Below are 16176 nucleotides of genomic sequence, written 5' to 3'. Positions count from 1 at the left end.
CGAGATGAAGCTGGGGATCTTTCCCCTATTGAAAGGAGGGGCGCATGAGCCCACTCGACAGAACTCCACCATCCTTGCGCGGGCAAGATGGAGAAGGATCGGTTCAGGTCCATCAGGATGCCGATGCCAAAATTGAGGGGGCCAAGGTCTTTTCTGTGTACGGCAAAGGCGGGATTGGGAAATCGACCACCTCGTCGAACCTGTCGGCTGCCTTTTCCATGCTGGGCAAGCGGGTTTTGCAGATCGGCTGTGATCCCAAGCATGACAGCACATTCACCCTGACGGGCATGTTGCAACCCACGGTGATCGACATCCTGAAAGAGGTTGATTTTCACCCTGAAGAATTGCGCCCCGAAGACTTCGTGTCTGATGGGTTCAACGGCGTCAAGTGTGTGGAAGCGGGTGGTCCGCCTGCGGGTACGGGCTGTGGCGGCTATGTGGTTGGGCAGACGGTCAAGCTGCTCAAGCAGCACCATCTGCTGGAAGAAACCGATGTCGTCATCTTTGATGTGCTCGGTGATGTGGTTTGCGGAGGCTTTGCAGCCCCCTTGCAGCATGCAGACCGGGCTTTGATCGTTACAGCGAACGACTTTGACAGTATCTATGCGATGAACCGGATTATTGCCGCGGTGCAGGCCAAATCCAAAAACTACAAAGTGCGTCTGGCGGGCTGTGTGGCCAACCGGTCCAAGGAGACCAATGAGGTTGATCGCTATTGCGAAACTGTTGGCTTCAACCGCATCGCCCATATGCCCGATGTGGATGCCATCCGCCGCTCGCGGCTGAAAAAGAAAACTCTGTTTGAAATGGATGACGACGAAGACATCGTGCGCTGCCGTGCCGAATACATGCGTCTGGCTCAGCTTCTTTACGATGGCACAGAAGGGCTGGCCCCTGCCCCGATGGAAGATCGCGATATCTTTGAATTGCTTGGGTTCGATTGATGGATCGAGCGGTCACACATACCCCTGCGGATAACAAACCCGCGCCCGGTTATGACCAAACCCGTGCGCGGGTTGAGGATTATTTTGACCGCTCTGCTACGAAGACATGGGAGCGTCTGACCTCTGACGCGCCTGTGAGCCGTATTCGCGAAACCGTGCGCAAAGGGCGTGACCGGATGCGCGCATTGATGTTGTCGCGCCTTCCGGACGATCTGCGCGGGGCGAGGATTTTGGATGCAGGCTGTGGTCCGGGTATGGCGACCATTGAGTTGGCCAAGCGCGGGGCGACCGTTGTGGCGGCAGACATCTCGCCGCAATTGATCGACATTGCTGAACTCCGCCTGCCGCCCGAGTTAAAGCGGCAGGTGACTTTTCATGCGGGCGACATGCTGGACCGAAAGTTGGGGCAGTTTGACGCTGTGATCGCGATGGACAGCCTGATTTATTATTCGGCCGAGGATATTGGCACATCTCTTGCCAGTCTTGAACCACGGGTAAATGGCCCGATCGTGTTCACCGTTGCCCCGCGCACGCCTGCCCTGATGGCAATGTGGTACGCTGGCAAGGCGTTCCCGCGATCTGACCGTTCACCCGTAATGATCCCACACGCACATCCAAAGCTGGCTAAAGCCGCCAAAGCACAGGGCGTGCGCCGCATGCTGCGCCCGATCGATCGGATCACATCCGGGTTTTACATTTCCGAAGCGATGGAGTTGCGCCCATGAGCACGCTCAAATCCCTTTCGGCACGCTATCTGCCCTTTGCCGATGCGGCATCGGATGGGTTGCCGATAGGGCAATTGCTGCGCCTGTCGCTGTTTCAGGTGTCTGTTGGTATGGCGAGTGTAATGCTGCTGGGCACCCTGAACCGGGTGATGATTGTAGAACTGAGCGTGCCAGCGATGATTGTGGCGATCATGATCGCATTGCCGGTCCTGATCGCACCCTTCCGCGCGCTGCTTGGGTTCAAGTCTGACAATTACCGCTCGTCCATCGGCTGGAAACGAGTGCCCTACATCTGGTTTGGCTCGCTCTGGCAGTTTGGCGGGCTGGCCGTCATGCCGTTTGCTCTGCTGGTGCTAGGTGGCGACGTTTACCACGAGATCCCCTTTGCCGGTGAGGTCCTCGCTGCCCTCGCTTTCTTGATGACAGGCCTCGGACTGCACATGACGCAGACCGCCGGTCTTGCTCTGGCGTCGGACCGTGCAACGGACGAAACACGGCCGCGGGTGGTTGCGCTGCTCTATGTTATGTTTCTTGTAGGCATGGGCATTTCGGCCATCATCATTGGTGGATTACTAAGCAATTACAGCGATTTACGCCTAATCCGGGTGGTACAGGGTGCAGCCGTAGTTGGCGTTGCATTGAACCTGATCGCCTTGTGGAAGCAGGAAAGCGTGGCGCCGATGTCCCGTGAACAGCGAGAGGAAACACGCCCCCTCTTCCGCGATGCTTGGAACGACTATGCAACGGGCGGCAAGGCCGGGCGCTTGTTGGCCGTAGTTTTCATGGGCACTCTGGCCTTCAACATGCAGGACGTGTTGCTTGAACCCTATGGGGGCGAAATCCTCGGCCTTTCCGTGTCTGCAACGACGCTGTTAACGGCCCTTTGGGCGGGGGGCGCGTTGGTGGGCTTTGCTCTGGCCGGAAAACGTCTGTCTGCAGGGTCCAATCCATATAGACTAGCGGGTGCAGGCATTCTGGCTGGGATCTGGGCCTTCAGCCTGGTCATCTTTGCAGCCCCCATGCAGGCCAACGCCCTGTTTTACACCGGGGCCTTGATGATCGGGTTTGGTAGCGGCCTCTTTGCAGTTTCGACCCTAACAGCCGCGATGACTATGCCCGCACAGGGTGCTGCAGGTCGTGGTCTGGCCCTTGGGGCATGGGGAGCAGCCCAAGCCACCGCCGCCGGTGTTGCGATCGCCTTGGGCGGCACCTTGCGGGATTGGGTTGGCGCCGTTGCCGCCTCCGGCGCATGGGGCGAGGCGCTGAACACACCCGCCACCGGCTATTCATTTGTCTATCACGCTGAGATTGGCCTGCTTTTCGTCACTCTCGTCATCCTGGGACCGCTTGTGCGCACTTCGGCCCCCTTCACGCACGCGGGTACCGCCCGGCCTTTGGGCCTTGCGGACTTCCCCACATGACCTTGTCCAGGAAAGGAACACGAACATGACTGAGACATTCTTTGGCGAATTCGATCTGGCGAGCCTCGCGATATGGCTCTTCTGGATATTCTTTGCCGGGCTCATCATTTACATCCAGCGCGAAAACATGCGCGAGGGGTACCCAATGGAGGATGACGAAGGCAACAAGTCCTCAAATCCGGCCATGTGGCCCATTCCCAGCGACAAGACCTTCAAACTGCCTCATGGACGGGGCGAGGTGACTGTACCGTCTGGTCAGGCGCCAGAGCGGTCCGAAATCGCGCTGAAGCGTGGTACGCCAGCCAACGGCTATCCGCTGGAACCTACAGGTGATCCAATGCTCGACGGCGTCGGCCCTGCCGCATGGGCGCCGCGCAAGGACTGGCCCGAGCTGGACGGTCACGGCCATCCCAAGATCATTCCAATGGCCGCCAAAGACGCGTTTTCAGTCAAGGCGGGGCGCGATCCACGTGGGCTGCCTGTCGTGTCTGGCGATGACGAAGTGGTGGGTCGAGTTACAGATTTGTGGATTGACGAGCCCGAACAGATGGTGCGGTACCTCGAATATACGCTAGATCCAAAATATGGGACAGGCAACCGGCTTGTGCCTCTGACAATGGCGCGCATCGGGCGGGACAAGGTCACCATTCGCAGCCTGTTCGGCAAACACTTTGGCACCGTCCCGCAGCATGCAAGCGCAACGCAGGTCACTGTTCTCGAAGAAGATAAGATCAGTGCCTACTACGGCGGCGGTACCCTCTACGCAGATTCAAAACGTCAGGAAACCCTGCTGTAGAGCATGTTTCACCGGGGCGGGCCCTCTGGCCCACCCTTCCCTTCAACCCATCAAAAGGATGTGCGCCATGCCCCACGATGATTTTGAGATTGAGCCTGTAAAAGGGCTCCCAGAACGCCCACCGGAGGGCGAGGAGATCCTGTGGCAAGGCAGACCCTCGACTTTTGCGTTGGCCCGAGACGCCCTGAACCTTTATTGGGTCGCCGGCTATTTCGTGGTGCTGGCCGTCTGGCGTTTTGTAAGCGTGGTTGATCTGATGCCACTGGGTCAGGCCTTTGCCGCTACGCTTCCGCTGATCGTGTTGGGCGGTATCGTCTACGGCCTGCTTTACTTGACAGCGCTGATCCAGGCCCGTTCCACCGTTTACACCATCACCACCTCGCGCGTGGCGATGCGCATCGGGGCAGCACTGACCCTGACATTGAACCTGCCCTACCGGGAGTTAGGCAATGCAGCCCTGGATCTGCGCCGGGACGGGACGGGGACCATCGGGCTCGACACCACAGGCGCAACAAAACTCAGCTATCTGGTAATCTGGCCCCACGCCCGCCCCTGGCATTTTGGATCGACCCAACCCGCCTTGCGCTGCATTCCGGACGCCGAACGTGTCGCGCATATTCTGGCAGAAGCAGCCGAGGCGCGCATAAACGTGCCTCAGGTCGGGCGGGCCGTTCCTCTTGATGCAATGGCGGCGGAGTAAGCGCGATGTCTGACACACATGCACATCCCAGCCCCCGGATCCGCTCCAGCAATGATGAATTGGTACCCCGCGTCCTGATACGCGCAGTTCTGGCACTGCTGTTGGCGGTCACCTCGCTGGTTGCAATTGCAGTTCTGACGGACCGCCCGTTAGAAGCCACCCCCCCGCAAGGTGAAATCTTGATAGAACGTGCCATTTTCATCTCTGGCAACGCCACGGGGGCAGCCTTGGTGCTGGATGCCAACGGCTCTGTCATTGCTGACTTTCCTGCAGACAAAGGTGGCTTTGTTGCGGGCATCGAACGCGTCATTGATCGCGAGCGCATGAAGATTGGAGCAGAGGCATCCGCGCCCGTGATGTTGCGCCTGCGCGAAGGCAACCGCCTCTCCATTTACGACCCCGAAACCGACTGGTCAGCCGAGCTTATGGGCTTTGGCGCCGACAATCTCCGCACCTTCGCCAGGTTGCTGGATCAACCCTAACCCAAGGAGGAAGCCACCATGGGACTACTGACAAAGGATATCGAGCGTGCCCCCTGCACCGTCGAAATCAGCCACAAGTTTGAAAGCCTGCATGCGCACGTGCGGTTCAACAACGGCGCTGTGATCTATCCCGGCGACGAAGTGCAGGTGCAGGGGCCAGAAATCATGGCACCGTTCGGAGAGATCGTTTCTGAAGACCGCGAAGCAGTGATTTATCGCGCTTCGGCACTGGAACGCCTGTGGACGCGTCTCACAGGCGACCTAGAAGTTATGGAGCTCTGCGAATTCTCATTCTCTGAGGAGGTGACGCTATGAACGCCCCAATGAAACACACATCCGAGATCACGGACGCCGAAGAGTCTTTGGCCCTGCAAGAGGCACAATCTGTAACTGACAGCGACTCCGCTACTGAAGTGGCGATGCAAAATACGCTGCTTACGCCTCGGTTTTATACCACTGACTTTGACGAGATGGATGCCATAGATGTTTCACCTGTACGCGAGGACTGGGACCATCTGATCGCGCAGATGGTAGCAGACCCTAACAAAGGCCATTTTAAGAAAAACGAAGACTGGGACACCGTCGATTGGGACGGAATGGAGCCGGAGTTGAAGAAGGAGTTCATGGATTTCCTGATCTCGTCTTGCACGGCCGAATTTTCGGGTTGTGTGCTTTACAAAGAGATGAAACGGCGCGGCAACAACAAGGACATCACGCAACTATTCCAACTGATGGCTCGGGATGAGGCACGGCACGCAGGTTTCATCAATGACGCTCTGCGGGAGGCTGGTGTGGCCGTGAACCTTGGATTTCTGACCCAGAAAAAGAAGTACACGTACTTCCGCCCCAAGTTCATCTACTACGCGACGTACCTATCCGAAAAGATCGGTTACGCACGCTACATAACGATCTTTCGCCATCTTGAGGCGCATCCAGAACACCGGTTCCATCCAATCTTCAAATGGTTCGAAGAGTGGTGCAATGACGAGTTTTCCCACGGTGAAGCCTTTGCACTACTCATGAAGACTGATCCCAAGTTGACATCCGGGATCAATGTTTACTGGATCAAATTCTTCCTCACAGCCGTTTACGCCACAATGTACGTGCGAGACCACCAACGCCCTGTGTTCCATAAGGCTTTGGGCGTTGATCCGGATTGGTATGCGCACGAGGTCTATACCAAGACGTCTAAGCTCTCTGAGCAGATCTTTCCCATCACCTTGGACATCGAGCATCCGCGCTGGCAACCGGGACTTGTCCGTTTGCAAAAGGCGAACGCGGATATGGCCAATGCAAAGGGGCTGAAGAAGATCGGGGCGCAGATCCGCGCAGGTCTGGCCTTTGTCTCACTGATTACGATTCCAGCGAAAAAGCACGATGTGCCTGCCTCCGTCCGTTTGGAGCCAGTATATTGAGCTACTTTGATCTGTATAACGCAAACGGACAGGGGGCAGTATGACCCCCTGGATCGCCGCTTTTATCGCGCTGTTCATCTGGTGGTTCTCCACCGGCACGATACTAATGGCGGTCAAGTATGCAGACAGGGCTGGCCCGAGGGCACGGCGCAACACCACGTTGGCTGCGGTGCCTTTGGTAGCCTTTGGGGCCTATGGCGCTTTGTGGTCTGCAAATGTCACCGACATTTTTGGCATCTATGTCGCGTTTCTGTCGGCCCTCGCCCTTTGGGGCTGGATTGAAATGGCGTTTCTGACGGGGATCATAACAGGACCAAACACCAGCCCCCTGCCCCCTCAAGTGGCTGAGTTGGAGCGGTTCATCCGGGCATGGGGGACGCTGGCCTACCATGAGATGCTTCTGGCCGTCGCCCTGGTCGCACTTGGCCTTACCCTCTGGCAGGCACCCAATCCATTTGCATTCTATACGTTTGCGGTTCTTTTCTTTGCCCGCGTTTCGGCCAAATTGAACCTTTTCTTCGGTGTTCCCCACATTAACATCGACTTTTTGCCCGAGGCGCTCAGCCACCTCGCCAGCCACTTCCGCATTCGCAGCTTGAGCTGGTTCTTTCCGGTCTCTGTCACTGCGCTGACCTTTACCGCCGCGTGCTGGATCGAACGCCTTTACGCCGCCGAAACTGCCGGCCACGTCACAGGTTTTGCCCTGCTGACAGCCCTAACAGTGCTTGCAACCATTGAACACTGGGTGATGGTCCTTCCCATCCCCGACGAACGGCTCTGGCGCTGGATGCTGCCAACGCCCAAACCAAAACCAGAACACCAAACACACCAAGGGGGACATCATGGACTTTGATGTATTGTTCCAATCTCAGATCGACGCTCTGAAAGAGGAAGGGAATTATCGGATTTTTGCCGAGCTTGAACGCAAATCCGGATCGTTTCCCAAGGCGAAGTGTCACGATGAAGACGCGCCTGACGAGGTGACAGTGTGGTGTTCAAACGATTATCTGGGCATGGGACAGCATGAAAGCGTCACTAAGGCGCTGAAGGATGCCGTGGACCTCTACGGTGCCGGCGCGGGCGGCACACGTAACATCAGCGGCACCAACCACGCCCACAAGCTTCTTGAAGCCGAGCTGGCGGACCTGCACGGCAAGGAAAGCGCTTTGTTGTTCACGTCTGGTTATGTATCGAACTGGGCGGCTCTCGGCACCCTTGGCGCACGCCTGCCGGACGCGGTGATCCTCAGTGATGAGTTGAACCACGCGTCCATGATCGAAGGCATCCGCCATTCCCGCGCCAACAAGGTGATCTGGCGTCACAATGACCCAGAAGATCTGGATCGCAAACTGGCCGCCCTGCCCGCAAACGCACCAAAGATCGTGGCCTTCGAGTCCGTCTATTCCATGGACGGGGACATCGCCCCCATCGCCGAAATCCTCGACGTCTGCGAAAAACACGGCGCGATGAGCTACATCGACGAAGTCCACGCGGTGGGCATGTACGGACCCCGCGGAGGCGGTGTGGCCGAGCGCGAAGGGCTGATGGATCGCATCACTCTGATCGAAGGGACACTGGGCAAGGCCTATGGCGTCGTAGGCGGCTATATTACGGGCTCTGAGGCGATGTGTGACTTCATCCGCTCATTCTCAAGCGGGTTCATCTTTACGACCGCCCTGCCCCCCGCTGTGGCCGCAGCAGCGCGCACCTCGATCCAGCACCTCAAGCAATCCGATCAGGAACGGCTGCTGCAACGTGAACGCGTTGCCTATCTGCGCAAGCGTCTGGATCAAGAAGGCATTCCACATCTCGACAATCCGTCCCACATCATCCCCGTGATGATCAAAGACCCGGTGAAGTGTCGGATGCTGTCGGACTACCTCATGCAGCGCTATGGGATCTACGTGCAGCCGATCAACTACCCCACCGTGCCAAAAGGCACCGAACGGCTCCGGTTCACGCCCTCGCCTTTGCATAGCATCGAAGACATCGAACATCTGGTTTATGCGCTCAAGGATCTGTGGAAACAGTGCGCCATCAGCCATGCGGTGGCCTAAGGGGAATTGGGAGCCACAATTCCCGCCCACACCCGCATCAATTCAAAGTTATTGTTGACTTGATCGTTAAGTCGCTAAGTTCATGCCTAAGAACACAAGTGAAGGAGACACCAATGTTCCGTACTCTTACAATTCTGGCCGCGACAACGCTGGCCCTGCCCGCCTTCGCAGATGGGCATGCCGCGTCCGGTGACGCAGCCGCAGGAGAAAAGGCGTTCCGGCAGTGCATTTCCTGCCACGTCGTCCAGAACGAAGCTGGCGATACCCTTGCAGGTAAGAACGCCAAAACAGGTCCTAACCTATACGGTATCGTTGGCGGCAAATTTGGTCAGGTAGACGGCTTCCGTTACTCCGACATCAACCAAATCGCTGCAGAATCTGACACAGTCATCACGGAAGAGGTGTTCGTCACCTATGTCCAGGACCCGACCGCCTATTTGCGTGAAATTACAGGCGACAAGGGACGCAGCAAGATGACTTACAAGGTTCGCAAGGAAGAGGATGCAGTCAACCTCTATGCTTACCTCGCCTCCCTCTCGGCTGACGCGACAAACTGATAGCATTACATCGCTGTTTGAGAAGTCGACGCCGCTGGAACATTCCGGCGGCGTTTTTCATGTATGGATCAATACACACTGCCTTTGATTGTGAAACGTCGGCTTCTTCTTCAAAAAATAACCCTGACCTCGGTCACATCCGGATCCACATCCTGACAAGTTGACAGAATTCGTCCTTCCAGATGCGTTTGCACATAGGCACCATGGAAGCGTGATGGCGCGCGAAGGGTCAATCGCCCCCCTGCCCGTTCCACCCGGTCAAGTGCCGCAATCCAGCTTGCATAGAGACCAGCATCTTCTCGGTGCAGCACCGCTTGTGCAACGGCCCATTCCGTGCCTGACGCGACATCCGGGGGTGCAACATTGCCCTTGACCGGCAGCGGGATTACCTTCGGTTCCTCGCTCTGTCCCATCCGCAATTCAAAATCAGGGCCGACCGCGGGCCAATGTGTGGCAGTGTCCGCAAGCATCTTTTCAATATCAAGACCATGACGGGTAACCCGGCCCCGAGCGCCTTGCTGTTTGACGACAAGCCAGCCACTTGCGCGCCAGATGGCCATTTCCCGTTTCACGGTGCGTGCATCCACGGACCAAAGCCGTGCTATCTCGCGTTGGCCCACATTCAGCTCATCACGTGACCAGTTATAGCGCGCCGTGATCAGCGTGATCAGCCTTAGAACACGACGCTGATCGTGTTTGCCTTGCGCGAGTGCGTATGCACCCAGTGCTGTGATGATGTCATATTTGCGCGCAGACGCGCCCCGGCCTACCGACCTTAGCGTTTGCATAACTGCCCTCGTTTTCCTGTAGTCTCCGGGAGATACCCGGAATTCACCTGCCTGCGGTTTGGGTTTACCCCCGGTTCTCGCCGTTATCCCGCTTCTGCTACTGATTTGCGTCCAGAACTACGATTCTGTCAAGTATCGATGTGCGCAGTGGCTTACTTCACTCAAATCTATCAAGAAAAAAGTTGGTTAAATGGTATAGGGTGACACCTTGAGTGTCACCCAGTTGTATCCTTTTGTCACCCTATGGGTGGCGGGTGCGAAAAACTTGTCCCCATAATATTGTGCGTGTGCGAAGTTCAAGTTGCTGACCCTAAACCTCAAGAATCGCCAGAACTCGCTGCAATCGACTTGCTCGCGTCACTTTCCAGTCAAACCGTATTCCCCTTTTGCATTTTTTGCAAAACAGGCGTAAATAAAAAACTGAGCAGATTTAGCGTCCGATACGCAGACGCACCAAACTGTCCCCGCGGGGACGCGCAACGCAGGCACCTTATGTTTACACATTCCGACCTCGCCCGACTTCAGGCGCAATCGCTGAAGATGCAAGGGTTCATTCGCCAACAGACCTACTCACCGCAAAACGAAAAGACCCTGCGCCGATTTTCGTCCTGGGAGGTGGCTGAGCTGATTTTTAAAGCCAACCAGTCGACGTTGCGGGGGCGTCTCGCTGCGGACCCGACCCTCCCGCAGGGTATCGTGGAAGAAGATGGTCGGCAGCGCTGGTACACGCTCGAGGAAATCAACGAGATGCGGCGGCGTATCAAAGTGAACCGCAAAAGTCTTATGCCGTATCGCCCCGCGGGCAAGCGGGCCATTCGCGCCGCCATTGCAAACTTCAAAGGTGGCGCTGGCAAGTCCACGACTGCTCTCCACTTTGCCCATGCTGCCGCATTGGATGGCTACCGCGTCCTTTGTGTGGACTTTGATCCGCAGGCGACTCTGTCCCATTCTATGGGGCTGTCTGATGTGGCCGAAGAATACACCGTTTGGGGAATCATGGCCCGCGACCTTGGGCAGGAAACGGAGCGGCAAAACTCGGCGACCACCGGGGCTGAGTCCGGGGCCGCCCTGCCCCAACGCAGATTGCCAGCCGCAATCACTGACATGGGCCTTGATGCGTTGCGGGCATCAGATTTTATTAAGCCGACCAACTGGCCAACAATCGATTTGGTGCCCAGTTGTGCGAACGCCGCCTTTGTTGAATTCGCCTCGGCCCAGTACCGCCACATCAACCCGGAATGGTCCTTCTTCGCAGCTGTTTCCCGCTTTCTGGATCAGCTGGCACCGGATGCTTACGATCTGATAATTTTCGACTGCCCCCCGGCCATCGGCTATCAATCTATGAATGCGGTTTTTGCAGCCGACGTCCTCTATATCCCTTCCGGGCCGGGCTACTGGGAATACGATTCGACCACCTCTTTCATTGGACAGCTGTCCGAAGCACTTGAGGATCTCGCGCGGTTCAACGGCCTTGTCCCTGCCGGGACAATGGGTCTGCCAAAGACTTTTTTAGACTTGCGGTTCCTGTTGACGCGGTACGAGCCGGGAAATGATTTGCACCGCGCCATGCAGGGCGCATTCGAAAAGGTCTTTGGTGACAGGGTTTGCCAACACCCGATTGAAATGACCCGCGCGGTCGAGCAATCAGGGCGGTTTCTGTCGAGCATTTACGAAATGGATTACCGCGATATGACCCGCGAAACATGGCGGCGCGCCCGCGCATCCTTCGATCGGGCCTACGATGAATTCAAAACGAACCTGGGAACAGCCTGGGACAAACTGGAGGATGAGGCATGAGCAAGCGGCGTGTTTTCGACATTGATTTCGAGCCTGAGGGTTTAACCCCGTCACCTAGTCAGGACGCACCGGAAGCACAGGCGGAACCAACGCGTCGTGGTCCCATGGCCGCGGCGATTTCCGAGAATGCAGCGGCCATGAGTGAACGGCAAACCGCCGAGGCGGCAATCCGTGCAGAAAACGACCGGCTGGCGCATGAATACGTTTCGCTGAAACGTGACGGTGGGATTGTTGCCCGTATCCCCATCGACGAGGTGCGCATTTCCAAACTGACGCGTGACCGCGGTAAGGCAGAAGATCCGGATTTCGCCGAGCTGAAAACCTCGATCCGTGATCTTGGCCTGTCCAATCCAATTCAGGTTGAGGACACTGGTGCGGGATATGAGTTGGTTCAGGGATTCCGGCGTCTGAAAGCTTATAAGGCTCTTCATGCGGACACTGGCGATACTCGCTTTGCGACCATCCCGGCAAGTCTGGTGGCCAAGGGTGAAGCGCTGGAACGTCTTTATCGTCGGATGATTGACGAGAACCTTGTGCGACGGGATATCTCCTTTGCTGAAATGGGACAGTTGGCGGCGTCTTACGCTGACCAGATGCACATCGACATCAGCGAGGCTATTTCGATATTGTACGCATCTGCGGGGAGGCAGAAACGGAACTATATTAGGCACTTTGCGGCTCTAATGTGCCTCATAGGGCATAAACTGAAGTTCCCAGAAGCGATCCCCCGCGCTCTTGGACTGCGGTTGATCAAAGCATTGGAAGACATGCCTCGCCTGCGTCAACAACTGGACGCTGTTCTCGATGCGCATGACCCGTCTACAGCTGAGGCAGAGCTTGGGATTTTGCAGCAGGTGCTAGAATTCAAGCCGGACGGTGAAGTGGTGCGTCCTCTCGCATCTGCCAAGACCACGCTGAAACTCAACCGTAAATCTGGCCCGGTGAAGGTTACTGGCGCAAAGGGCAAAGTTGAGTTGCGCATGGATCAGGACTTTGGCGCAGTGGACGCGCGCAAACTTGAAGCGGCTGTGCGAGCCATGCTGGATCAGCTGGGTCTCTGAGCCGCCTCATACTCCTTAACCATTTGTATGATCAGAGCAGCCATCTGCTGGGGCTGCTCTTCATGCACAAGGTGACCCAGATCGGGTAGGTTTGTGACAGTTGCATCCTGCATCTTCTGAGCGATTCCAAGGGACACGGTCGGAGGAACGGTCGCATCCTTTTCGCCGACAATGAACCTGACTGGCCCGGTATAGGCGCCCAGCTTTTCCAACAATGGTTGTAGCTTCCATTGTGCCATCATCAAAAGAGTTGCATCCACGTGGTCGCGGTCTGCGACAAGACGTCGATAAAGATCGAGCCCCTGCGGATCCAGTTCAGAACCAGTTGAAGCGATGAGCGCTTTTATGCGCTCCGGATTGGCCGATGCGCCGGAAAACAAACGGGCGGTGAACGGCACGGCTGCAAGAGCTTTTGCCATCAAAGGGAATAGCAGGCCTGCAAGTCCCGGAAACTCTCCCAGAGCGGCGTTTATGCCAATAACAAACGGTGATTGTCCCCGCGGGGACATCACCTGAGTTGCGATGTCTAAAGCGATCGCACCGCCAGCTGAATGGCCAACGATGATCTCGGGGGTCCAACCTTCCTGAGCACAAAGCGCTAGGACGTCTTGCGCCATGGCTTGCAGCCCACAGCGATGCCGAGCACCAAGTTGTGTGAACCCCTGCCCCGGGAGATCGACCGCAACCACGTGGAACTGCATCGCGAGCGGTTTGATCATGTCCCTAAAATTGTGCGCAGACCCCCCGGCTCCATGCAGAAGCAACATCGTCTTGCCCTGCCCAGCCTCCTGCACATGCCAACGATGCACAGGTCCCTGTATGCGTCGTGACAGTTCGGCATTTGGCCAACTTTTGATCTGGACCCAGTCCATGGTTTAACCGCCCAGAGCGGCGCTCACGGCACCAGACAGCCTGTGTGCGTCCGCACGTGGCAGCGCGACGTAAGGAGCCCCAAGGGTGCCACTCAGTGCGTTTAGGGCGGAGTGTGGGCGGTTGGACATATCTATGACTAGGCTGGCAACCCCTGAGGCGCGCAGCCCTTGAGCAACCTGTTCGGCGTCCGCGCCCGCCTGGATGCGGTTTGCACTGCCATTCAGCGCAATATTGGCGCGTCCATCGGTGATCAGGACAACCGTTGGAGTCATTCCCTTGGCGCGTGATTGGATGGCGAGGATCAGCGCGCTTTGCAACCCGGCGGCCAGTGGCGTGCCTCCGCCGCCAGGCAATGCAGACAATCGACGTTTGGTTTGCACCAGCGAGCGGGTAGGGGGCAGCAGGATCTCCGCAGACTCGCCCCGGAACGAGATCAAGGCCACCTGATCACGGCTGGCATAGGCTTCGGCTAGCAATAACTCAATCGCGCCTTTGGCCTCGCCCAGACGGGACACAGCGGTCGAACCGGAGGCGTCCACGCAAAATATCAAAAGACGATCGGATTGTTCCTGATATCGTTTCAGGCGGATGTCAGCGGGGCGAAACAATAGGCCTTCTCGATTAGGTTGTTGCTGGCGCCGCAGTGGCTGCCAAGGGGCAGCAGCGCGCAATGTGCCGATCAAGTCAATCCGCGTTGTTCCATCCAAATGCCCAGGCCGTGAGGGCAGGGGGCGACCGCGTCTGTTCGAAGTGCGTTTTTGTCCCGCACCTGCGCCGCCCGCTTGCCGCGTTGTCCCCGCGGGGACAAGTCCGTTCAGCAGGCCCTGAGGCAGCAAAGACTTTACGGCGGCGATCAGAATGTCAGAGTCGGGAAAATTGACATCAGGATCACTGGCCTTTTCGTCAGGGGTATCGCTTTCTAGAGGCGGAGAGGGCGGATTGTCATCACTGTCGGGTAGTTCGGCCTCAGGGACCATCGTGGCCCGGTGTGGATAGACAAGTGTTGCGGCAACAGTCACATCCTGTTCCGTCACATGGTCCCGCTTCTTCAATAACGCATGGGCCAGTGCAGCGCGCATTGCCAACGTGGGCGCGCGCATAGATGAAATCCCAAACCGTGCGGCTAATGCTGTCAGCTGTTCCAGAGCCACATCGCGGTCAATCGGATCACCAGCGGGGAGTGTCCCTGCGGGGACAGTTGGTGCGCGACCCGTCGGAGTAATGTGAAAAGCCAGCCGATCAGCGAGCACCTCTGGTACACGTTCGTCTTCTTCAATGCCCTCATCCAGAGCTAAAAAACCCTTAGTTAGACCCTGATCCGCCAATGCCGCAATCTTGGCTGCCAATGGTGTGGAACATCGTTCGGCCATTGGGATCTCAGCGATTGACTCGGTGGAAAAAAATCCTTTATTTTCAATAATTTGGGATGATGACAGTGTCGCGCTTAAATCAATTCCACCAAACAGTTGTTCGTCAGAGATGCCAATTGGCAATTTGCGCAACCCAAATGACGGTTTGAATTCATCCAAAAGCGCGTCCCGAGCAGGGGAGGCGCGCATTCGAACCACCACACCGCCCAACCCGCCCGGATCGATAGCCAGCAATTTAAGCGCGAGAGCAGCGTTATGCCATGTCTCGTCACTCATATGGTGGGGCAGGGGTCATGCCAGCACTGTTTCAACAGTGCGCGAAACGCGGGTGCTGCTTCCAGCCTCATCCAGCGGATCGCGGCGCAAGCGGTGAGACAGCGCAACTGCGGCGATGCTGCGCAGATGGTCACGGGTCAGAACGCGTGCTTTGTCGTAAGCTGCAAGCGCGCGCGCCGCACGCAAAAGGGTCAATTCACCACGAAGTCCGTCAGATCCAAGGGCAATGCACAGTTCGGCACAGTCGTGCAGAATGTCGTCTGGTGTTTCGATCTGCGGCAGCAGCTTGCGTGCGGCAAGGATGCGGCGACGAATTTTGGCATCTTCTTTTTCGTATTCAGCCATGAACGCCTCGTGATCGCACTCGAACCGGTCGCGCCGTTTGATGACTTCGATCCGTTGAGCGATATCGTTGGGGCTGCGCACTTCGACCGATAGTCCGAACCGGTCCAGTAGTTGTGGGCGCAGTTCGCCTTCTTCAGGATTGCCCGACCCGACCAGCACAAAGCGGGAAGGATGGCGGATCGACAGGCCCTCACGCTCAACCACGTTTTCGCCGGATTGGGCAACGTCGAGCAGCAGGTCGACGATGTGGTCCTCAAGCAGATTGACCTCATCAATGTACAGATACCCACGGTTGGCACGGGCCAATAAACCGGGCTCAAAGGCCTTTTCTCCGCGCGTCAGGGCGCGTTCGATGTCCAGCGCGCCGACTACGCGATCCTCTGTTGCACCTAAGGGGAGATCGATCACCGGGGTGGGGCGTTTGATCTTCTTTTTTGTCTCTATATTAGCCCATTCGGGACAGTCTTCCCAATTGGCCGCGTTGATGGGGCATCCGACGACGGCGGTGATGGGAGGCAACAAGGCCGCCAGCGCGCGCACTGCCGTGGACTTCCCAGTTCCGCGATCGC

General features: G+C 57.1%; 17 protein-coding genes. 13 read left to right on the top strand and 4 right to left on the bottom strand.

The features are described from left to right. The first annotated feature begins 44 nt into the window (after window positions 1-44). The 11 genes from bchL to ABJD00_RS17640 all read left to right on the top strand — a co-directional run bounded on the left by bchL (window position 45) and on the right by ABJD00_RS17640 (window position 9097). On the top strand, window positions 45-944 hold the full coding sequence (gene bchL / locus ABJD00_RS17690; protein ID WP_413836608.1) for a ferredoxin:protochlorophyllide reductase (ATP-dependent) iron-sulfur ATP-binding protein: 900 nt from the start codon (window positions 45-47) through the stop codon (window positions 942-944). After that, window positions 944-1669, top strand: coding sequence for a magnesium protoporphyrin IX methyltransferase (gene bchM, locus ABJD00_RS17685; RefSeq protein WP_413836605.1), 726 nt, complete (start codon window positions 944-946; stop codon window positions 1667-1669). Before bchL ends, bchM begins: the two co-directional genes overlap by 1 nt. Further along, window positions 1666-3090, top strand: a complete 1425-nt coding sequence (locus ABJD00_RS17680) for a PucC family protein (protein ID WP_413836603.1) — start codon at window positions 1666-1668, stop codon at window positions 3088-3090. The genes bchM and ABJD00_RS17680 overlap by 4 nt, the downstream gene beginning before the upstream one ends. 25 nt (window positions 3091-3115) lie before the next feature. Next, entirely contained in the window at window positions 3116-3886 is a 771-nt protein-coding gene (gene puhA, locus ABJD00_RS17675; protein ID WP_413836601.1) for a photosynthetic reaction center subunit H, read from the top strand. 67 nt (window positions 3887-3953) lie between these two features. After that, window positions 3954-4586, top strand: a complete 633-nt coding sequence (gene puhB, locus ABJD00_RS17670; protein ID WP_413836598.1) for a photosynthetic complex putative assembly protein PuhB — start codon at window positions 3954-3956, stop codon at window positions 4584-4586. Between the two features lie 5 nt (window positions 4587-4591). After that, window positions 4592-5068, top strand: coding sequence for a photosynthetic complex assembly protein PuhC (gene puhC, locus ABJD00_RS17665; protein WP_413836596.1), 477 nt, complete (start codon window positions 4592-4594; stop codon window positions 5066-5068). An 18-nt stretch (window positions 5069-5086) separates the two neighbouring features. Further along, window positions 5087-5383, top strand: coding sequence for a hypothetical protein (locus ABJD00_RS17660; RefSeq protein WP_413836593.1), 297 nt, complete (start codon window positions 5087-5089; stop codon window positions 5381-5383). Next, window positions 5380-6483, top strand: coding sequence for a magnesium-protoporphyrin IX monomethyl ester (oxidative) cyclase (gene acsF / locus ABJD00_RS17655; protein ID WP_413836590.1), 1104 nt, complete (start codon window positions 5380-5382; stop codon window positions 6481-6483). Before ABJD00_RS17660 ends, acsF begins: the two co-directional genes overlap by 4 nt. A gap of 40 nt (window positions 6484-6523) precedes the next feature. Then, complete coding sequence (gene puhE, locus ABJD00_RS17650; RefSeq protein ID WP_413836587.1) at window positions 6524-7336, top strand: putative photosynthetic complex assembly protein PuhE; 813 nt, start codon at window positions 6524-6526, stop codon at window positions 7334-7336. Continuing rightward, a complete protein-coding gene (gene hemA, locus ABJD00_RS17645) occupies window positions 7326-8540 on the top strand; it encodes a 5-aminolevulinate synthase (RefSeq protein WP_413836584.1) in 1215 nt (404 codons plus the stop codon). Before puhE ends, hemA begins: the two co-directional genes overlap by 11 nt. 113 nt (window positions 8541-8653) lie before the next feature. Next, entirely contained in the window at window positions 8654-9097 is a 444-nt protein-coding gene (locus tag ABJD00_RS17640; RefSeq protein ID WP_413836581.1) for a c-type cytochrome, read from the top strand. A gap of 110 nt (window positions 9098-9207) precedes the next feature. Here the strand turns inward: ABJD00_RS17640 and ABJD00_RS17635 are convergent, their stop codons facing one another. Next, on the bottom strand, window positions 9208-9885 hold the full coding sequence (locus tag ABJD00_RS17635; protein ID WP_413836579.1) for a hypothetical protein: 678 nt from the start codon (window positions 9883-9885) through the stop codon (window positions 9208-9210). Window positions 9886-10377: 492 nt separating this feature from the next. On the opposite strand from ABJD00_RS17635, the gene ABJD00_RS17630 reads away from it, so the two are divergent. Both ABJD00_RS17630 and ABJD00_RS17625 read left to right on the top strand, forming a co-directional pair. Further along, window positions 10378-11682 (top strand): AAA family ATPase, encoded by a 1305-nt coding sequence (locus ABJD00_RS17630; protein WP_413836577.1) that lies wholly within the window; start codon window positions 10378-10380, stop codon window positions 11680-11682. Continuing rightward, window positions 11679-12743, top strand: coding sequence for a ParB/RepB/Spo0J family partition protein (locus tag ABJD00_RS17625; protein ID WP_413836575.1), 1065 nt, complete (start codon window positions 11679-11681; stop codon window positions 12741-12743). The genes ABJD00_RS17630 and ABJD00_RS17625 overlap by 4 nt, the downstream gene beginning before the upstream one ends. Here ABJD00_RS17625 and bchO read toward each other — a convergent pair. The 3 genes from bchO to bchI form a co-directional block, all read right to left on the bottom strand. Then, window positions 12728-13615: an alpha/beta fold hydrolase BchO gene (bchO, locus tag ABJD00_RS17620; protein ID WP_413836573.1), complete on the bottom strand. Its 888-nt coding sequence runs from the start codon at window positions 13613-13615 to the stop codon at window positions 12728-12730. The genes ABJD00_RS17625 and bchO overlap by 16 nt on opposite strands. 3 nt (window positions 13616-13618) lie before the next feature. Beyond that, window positions 13619-15262: a magnesium chelatase subunit D gene (locus ABJD00_RS17615; RefSeq protein WP_413836570.1), complete on the bottom strand. Its 1644-nt coding sequence runs from the start codon at window positions 15260-15262 to the stop codon at window positions 13619-13621. Window positions 15263-15277: 15 nt separating this feature from the next. After that, a partial coding sequence (gene bchI, locus ABJD00_RS17610) for a magnesium chelatase ATPase subunit I (protein WP_413855850.1) occupies window positions 15278-16176 on the bottom strand: 899 nt, incomplete at its 5' end.

The sequence above is a fragment of the Tateyamaria sp. genome (assembly GCF_039945315.1).
Taxonomy (GTDB): domain Bacteria; phylum Pseudomonadota; class Alphaproteobacteria; order Rhodobacterales; family Rhodobacteraceae; genus Tateyamaria.
The sequence above is the reverse complement of the archived record's forward strand: the minus strand, read 5'-3'. Positions and strand labels throughout refer to the sequence as shown.

What these genes read in the sequence shown, in the direction of transcription:
- bchL (WP_413836608.1), top strand. Translation starts at nt 45, where the DNA reads ATGAGCCCACTCGACAGAACTCCACCATCCTTGCGCGGGCAAGATGGA.
- bchM (WP_413836605.1), top strand. Translation starts at nt 944, where the DNA reads ATGGATCGAGCGGTCACACATACCCCTGCGGATAACAAACCCGCGCCC.
- ABJD00_RS17680 (WP_413836603.1), top strand. Translation starts at nt 1,666, where the DNA reads ATGAGCACGCTCAAATCCCTTTCGGCACGCTATCTGCCCTTTGCCGAT.
- puhA (WP_413836601.1), top strand. Translation starts at nt 3,116, where the DNA reads ATGACTGAGACATTCTTTGGCGAATTCGATCTGGCGAGCCTCGCGATA.
- puhB (WP_413836598.1), top strand. Translation starts at nt 3,954, where the DNA reads ATGCCCCACGATGATTTTGAGATTGAGCCTGTAAAAGGGCTCCCAGAA.
- puhC (WP_413836596.1), top strand. Translation starts at nt 4,592, where the DNA reads ATGTCTGACACACATGCACATCCCAGCCCCCGGATCCGCTCCAGCAAT.
- ABJD00_RS17660 (WP_413836593.1), top strand. Translation starts at nt 5,087, where the DNA reads ATGGGACTACTGACAAAGGATATCGAGCGTGCCCCCTGCACCGTCGAA.
- acsF (WP_413836590.1), top strand. Translation starts at nt 5,380, where the DNA reads ATGAACGCCCCAATGAAACACACATCCGAGATCACGGACGCCGAAGAG.
- puhE (WP_413836587.1), top strand. Translation starts at nt 6,524, where the DNA reads ATGACCCCCTGGATCGCCGCTTTTATCGCGCTGTTCATCTGGTGGTTC.
- hemA (WP_413836584.1), top strand. Translation starts at nt 7,326, where the DNA reads ATGGACTTTGATGTATTGTTCCAATCTCAGATCGACGCTCTGAAAGAG.
- ABJD00_RS17640 (WP_413836581.1), top strand. Translation starts at nt 8,654, where the DNA reads ATGTTCCGTACTCTTACAATTCTGGCCGCGACAACGCTGGCCCTGCCC.
- ABJD00_RS17635 (WP_413836579.1), bottom strand. Translation starts at nt 9,885, where the DNA reads ATGCAAACGCTAAGGTCGGTAGGCCGGGGCGCGTCTGCGCGCAAATAT.
- ABJD00_RS17630 (WP_413836577.1), top strand. Translation starts at nt 10,378, where the DNA reads ATGTTTACACATTCCGACCTCGCCCGACTTCAGGCGCAATCGCTGAAG.
- ABJD00_RS17625 (WP_413836575.1), top strand. Translation starts at nt 11,679, where the DNA reads ATGAGCAAGCGGCGTGTTTTCGACATTGATTTCGAGCCTGAGGGTTTA.
- bchO (WP_413836573.1), bottom strand. Translation starts at nt 13,615, where the DNA reads ATGGACTGGGTCCAGATCAAAAGTTGGCCAAATGCCGAACTGTCACGA.
- ABJD00_RS17615 (WP_413836570.1), bottom strand. Translation starts at nt 15,262, where the DNA reads ATGAGTGACGAGACATGGCATAACGCTGCTCTCGCGCTTAAATTGCTG.